The following is a 2,912-nucleotide window of genomic DNA, read 5'->3' as shown; positions in this document are numbered from 1 at the left end:
GGCGACGCAGGGCACGGGAGCGGATGCATCGACTGGCGGCTTCAGGCGCGTGTGTCCTTCGACCGCTGCGTCGCTCAAGACCGGTTATGACTAAATTCCACCCATCGTGCCGGATGACCCACTAGTTCCTGACGGCCTGTCCCGAGCAGCCGACCTCTCGCGCAAGCTCATTGGGCAGGCGCCCAGCGTGGAACAGTTCCACGATCTGTTGGCGAAACTCCCCCGGGTACGGCCGGTGGGACTTGGGCATCACAGACTGCTCTCGGCCTTGTGCCCCGGTAGTGGCGCATGGCCTTGAAAGCCAGCAGTGATCCAGCGCGTGATGGCGGCCGATAATACCTGTATGAGCATACAGACGGACGAATTCGCGAGTGCACCGGCACGCCGTGTCGTCAGCGCCGCTCCGGGCTCGCCCAATGAGGAAGCCTTCGAGAAGGCGTTGCGCCCCAAGGGCCTGCGCGAATACGTGGGCCAAGCCAAGGCGCGCGAACAGCTGGAAATTTTCATTGGCGCTGCACTCAAGCGGCGCGAGGCATTGGACCATGTGCTGCTGTTCGGGCCCCCAGGACTGGGCAAGACGACGCTGTCGCACATCATTGCCACGGAGCTTGGCGTCAACCTGCGCCAGACCTCAGGTCCGGTGTTGGAAAAGCCCAAGGATCTCGCGGCGATCTTGACCAGCCTGGAACAGCACGATGTGCTGTTCATCGACGAAATCCACCGGCTATCACCGGTGGTGGAAGAGATCCTCTATCCGGCGCTGGAGGACTATCAGATCGACATCATGATCGGCGAAGGTCCGGCGGCGCGTTCGATCAAACTGGATCTGCAGCCATTCACGCTCGTGGGCGCAACCACGCGCGCGGGCATGCTCACCAACCCGCTGCGCGACCGCTTTGGCATCGTGGCTCGGCTGGAGTTCTATACGCCCGAGGAACTGGCTCGCATCGTCACGCGTTCGGCCGGCCTGCTGGACGCGCCCATCGATGCCGGTGGCGCGCTGGAGATTGCGCGACGCTCACGCGGCACGCCACGCATCGCCAACCGGCTGCTGCGTCGGGTGCGCGACTACGCGGATGTCAAAGGCAACGGCACCATCGAACGCGACATCGCCAGCGCCGCGCTGGCTATGCTGGATGTGGACCCGCAAGGCTTCGACCTCATGGACCGCAAGCTGCTGGAAGCGGTGGTGCACCGCTTTGACGGCGGCCCCGTGGGGCTTGACAACGTGGCCGCCGCTATTGGCGAGGAGCCCGGCACGATTGAAGACGTGATCGAGCCTTACCTGATTCAACAAGGTTATTTGCAGCGCACGCCGCGCGGGCGCATTGCCACACTCGCCGCCTACCGGCACTTGGGCGTGGCGCCCAAGGCTGGCGCCAGCGGTCTGTTCGACAGCTAAGCCTTACAAGGCTAGTAGATGGCAAGCACGCTGCCAGCTCTGACACACCGGGTGCCAGTGGAGGTATGCGATGACAGTGGTAAAGACTGTCGTAGAGTGCTTTGTGCACCACAGCTCCGAAGGGGCTGTGGCTAAGTCTGGTAGACGGCTACAGCATGTCCTCCACCACCAACCGGTGGTAGCGCTCGGCCATACGCGCACCGTGGTGGCGCGCGACTTCGGCCACTCGCATAGCCTGCTCATCCTCGGGGGCGAAGACGATGAGCCAGCCGCAGCCTTCACGTGCCAGCTCGGCATAACGACGCATGAGCACAATTTCGTGACCAAATTCGGCCGTACCACTTACGCCATCGAGGAGCTCCCGCATCTCGCGGCCTTCCTCGTCGCCGGTGTAGAAGAGGATGTCCTCGGGCCCAAGACCCAGATCGCGCAGATCGCGCGCAGCCTGTTGTGCCGCTTGGTCATCAGGGAATGCCACCACCACATGTCCTACGGGCTTGAAAGCGCCAAAGGATACCGGTACCTGCGTCTTGGTCATCCGCTTCAAAGCCATTGCCGACCTCCGCTCGGTGTAAAGGCAGCGGCCCTGGAACCGCTGCCTCAGGCAGCCTGCAGGGTGCGTGACTGCATCAAAAGCTGACAGCAAAAAAAATGCCCGCCTAGCGGTACTTTTTTGAAGTAGGCACGACGATTGCTTTATGTAGTTTGGGAGGTCATTGTCATGACTTCTCCACGCCCATGCCCACCGGCGCCCGGACCTCTTGAGGACTACGCCAAGAGGTTCGACCACCTGTTCCACACCCTGGCCCAGCGGCGCAGCTTCCGGGCGTACCTCACTGGGCTGCTGCTGCCGCACGACCGCAACAAGACTCTCACGGCGCTGGCCGGGGCTGAGCCGGTGGTGCAGGCCCGCAGCGGCGGCAGTGCAGCGACTGCAGTTTTTCCTGAGCGAAGCCGATTGGGATGCGCAAGCCATCAATGCGCAGCGGCTTGCGTTGATGGCCGAGCAACCGGTGCTCGCCTCACATGCGCGCGGTGTGCTCGTGGTGGATGACTCGGGGGACCGCAAGGACGGCCATGCCACGGCGCACGTGGCACGCCAGTACATTGGCTCGCGCGGCAAGATCGACAACGGGATCGTGGCCGTGACGACCCTGTGGGCCGACGAGCGCTGCTACTGGCCATTGCACGCGCAACCCTACACGCCCAAGTCACGTTTGCCTTTGGGCGAGAAGGACCCGGCTTTTCGCACCAAGCCTCAGATTGCCATGGAGCTCATCGAGCAGGCCAGGCAATCCGGCGTCATGTTCGAAGCGGTGGTGGCGGACTGCTTCTATGGCGACAACGATGGGTTGGAGTGGGAGCTGCGCAAGGGCGAGATTCCTTACTAGCCCTAACTTTATGCGGGCACGGTAGATGCTGGCATGCCGAGTGAGACCGTCTACTGGGCGAGGTTTCACCATGGCAAGACCGTTGATCGACGACGAGCTCTGGGCTGTGATCGAGCCAT

Annotated in this window: 2 protein-coding genes and 1 pseudogene; 2 read left to right on the top strand and 1 reads right to left on the bottom strand. The window is 62.8% G+C overall.

Translation table 11 applies throughout. The features are described from left to right. Positions 1-343: 343 nt before the first annotated feature. Entirely contained in the window at positions 344-1,402 is a 1,059-nt protein-coding gene (gene ruvB, locus HHL10_RS29945) for a Holliday junction branch migration DNA helicase RuvB (RefSeq protein ID WP_169164081.1), read from the top strand. Between the two features lie 148 nt (positions 1,403-1,550). Here the strand turns inward: ruvB and HHL10_RS29940 are convergent, their stop codons facing one another. After that, on the bottom strand, positions 1,551-1,955 hold the full coding sequence (locus HHL10_RS29940) for a hypothetical protein (protein ID WP_169164080.1): 405 nt from the start codon (positions 1,953-1,955) through the stop codon (positions 1,551-1,553). 168 nt (positions 1,956-2,123) lie between these two features. Between HHL10_RS29940 and HHL10_RS29935 the strand changes: the two are divergent. Further along, a pseudogene (locus tag HHL10_RS29935) lies at positions 2,124-2,790 on the top strand (IS701 family transposase); the annotation flags it as partial. Positions 2,791-2,912: the final 122 nt, after the last annotated feature.

It is taken from the genome of Azohydromonas caseinilytica (assembly GCF_012927045.1).
Classification (GTDB): domain Bacteria; phylum Pseudomonadota; class Gammaproteobacteria; order Burkholderiales; family Burkholderiaceae_C; genus Azohydromonas; species Azohydromonas caseinilytica.
This window is presented reverse-complemented; position numbering and strand designations above follow the sequence as displayed.